Source organism: Acidithrix ferrooxidans, assembly GCF_000949295.1.
In the GTDB taxonomy this organism is placed as follows: domain Bacteria; phylum Actinomycetota; class Acidimicrobiia; order Acidimicrobiales; family Acidimicrobiaceae; genus Acidithrix; species Acidithrix ferrooxidans.
The window spans coordinates 1-1,669 of record NZ_JXYS01000165.1 but is presented as its reverse complement, the minus strand read 5'-3'; the positions used below and the strand labels follow the sequence as shown (position 1 = coordinate 1,669).

The 1,669-nt window shown below is 46.3% G+C and carries 2 protein-coding genes; both read left to right on the top strand.

The window, feature by feature from the left end:
• Positions 1–68 precede the first annotated feature (68 nt).
• Positions 69–557 (top strand): hypothetical protein, encoded by a 489-nt coding sequence (locus AXFE_RS18035; RefSeq protein WP_052607269.1) that lies wholly within the window; start codon positions 69–71, stop codon positions 555–557.
• Positions 493–1,629, top strand: coding sequence for an IS3 family transposase (locus AXFE_RS18030; protein WP_152626226.1), 1,137 nt, complete (start codon positions 493–495; stop codon positions 1,627–1,629). The genes AXFE_RS18035 and AXFE_RS18030 overlap by 65 nt, the downstream gene beginning before the upstream one ends.
• Positions 1,630–1,669 lie beyond the last annotated feature (40 nt).

Below are 1,669 nucleotides of genomic sequence, written 5' to 3'. Positions count from 1 at the left end.
CCCTCTCTGCCAAGATTGTTGTCACCTAGCTTGATTTTTGTTTCTAAGAGGGCGAAGATGGAATTGACATGAAAAGGTATCCTGCGGAACTAAAGAATAAAGTAGTAGCGGCTCTATATGAGCTCGATAACTCAGAGCCAGCGAAGGCTGGCGCTATTGCAAAGATCGCAAAAGATCACGGTATCAATGCAAACGTTGTCTACCAGTGGAACTCGGAACGTAAAGCCAGAGTCATCAACTCAAGCGAATCAATCAACAAGATCAAAGCTGTTGTTGACACAGCCGCTATGAATGAGCACGAACTCGGTTCATGGTTGAGAGCTAATGGTGTTCTAGCAGAAGATTTAGAGGAGTGGCGAAATACCTTAGAGTCAGCCTTTGACAATAAGAGTGCTGCTAATAGGGCTCACCAGGTAGCCCTTGATAAAGAGCGTAAAGCAAGAGTACGAATTGAAGCTGAACTTCGACGGAAAGAAAAGGCGCTAGCAGAAGCTGCTGCTCTATTGGTTCTTCAAAAAAAAGTACAAGAGATCTGGGGGGAAGAAGGGGACGCCTAGTCTCTCCCCTCTGTATCTAGATCACAACGTTCGAGCTCAAGCTGTAGCTCTAATCAATGAAGCAATAGATGCAGGTGCTAGATGTTACAAAGCCTGTGAAGTTTTGAAGATATCAACTCGTACATTTCGGAGATGGGAATCTGGTGTAACGGATCGCCGGCGAGGAGCTTCTCATAGACGTCGCTCTAATGCTTTATCGGAGGAAGAAAGAGAAAAGATCATCGAAGTGTGTACTTCGAGTACGTACTCGTCTCTTACCCCTGCCCAAATAGTTCCAAAGCTCGCTGATCAAGGCAGATACATTGCATCTGAGAGGACCTTCTATCGAGTACTAAGGGATAACAATCTAAACAAGCGCAGGAGCAGAACAAAGCCGCCGAAGAAGAGAGCAAGACCAGTACACACAGCAGTAAAACCAGGTGACATCTGGACACTTGATATTACTTGGCTAAATGGACCAGCTAGGGGTATCTACTACTACGCCTATGTGATCATCGACCTTTATTCGAGGAAAATAGTTGGCTGGGAAGTATACGAATCTGAAAGCTCTGAGCAGCTAAAGAGAGTTGTAAAGCGAGCAATGGCTAGAGAGAATATGGCCCCGAAAGTGATCCATAGTGACAATGGTTCACCCATGAAGGGGTGGTCACTAGTTGAGTACTTATATGAGCTAGATGTAAATATATCGAGGTCAAGGCCTCGGGTATCTAACGATAATGCTCATATTGAGTCGCTCTTTAAGACGGTGAAGTACTTTCCAAGCTATCCCTATGGAGGATTTGCCACAATAGAAGAATCGCGCAAGTGGATGAGTGAATTCGTTGATCACTACAACAACGATCACCAGCACTCTGGCATCAAGTTCGTAACCCCGCAACAGGCACACAGTGGAGAACACATCGAGCTACTAAATAGAAGGCGCGAGCTCTACGAGGGAGCTCGCAAATCTACACCAGGACGGTGGATCTCGGGTAGGTGCAGAGACTGGAATCCAGTATCAGAGGTGTCGATTATTCCTACGAATAAGTCGGTGGGAGATGAAGCAAAAGGGGGCCAAAGGGAGGTAGCTTAGATTGTGCGAAAGTGACAACTTCCTTGGCAGGCTCCGCACG